Below are 233 nucleotides of genomic sequence, written 5' to 3'. Positions count from 1 at the left end.
CATGTTGATGATCGAACCCGGCACGAAGAACGGCGAAATGCGGCGCGGGCCGCGATTCGTGTATTCAGCGTGGGTATCTTCGATCATTGGCAGACCGCCAATGCCGGAGCCGACCAACACGCCAATGCGCTCGGCGTTGGCCTCGGTGATCTCCAGCCCGCTGTCCTTGAGCGCTTGCACGCCCGCGGCAATGCCGTAGTGGATGAAGGTATCCATGCGGCGCGCCTCATTGG

At 62.2% G+C, this 233-nt stretch carries 1 protein-coding gene; it reads right to left on the bottom strand.

Annotated features, from left to right (window positions below):
• Nucleotides 1–233: beta-ketoacyl synthase N-terminal-like domain-containing protein (locus tag ACVA58_RS28765; protein WP_446513635.1), on the bottom strand; the 233-nt coding region annotated here is incomplete at both ends.

This window comes from Photobacterium sp. DNB22_13_2 (genome assembly GCF_052873915.1).
This window is presented reverse-complemented; position numbering and strand designations above follow the sequence as displayed.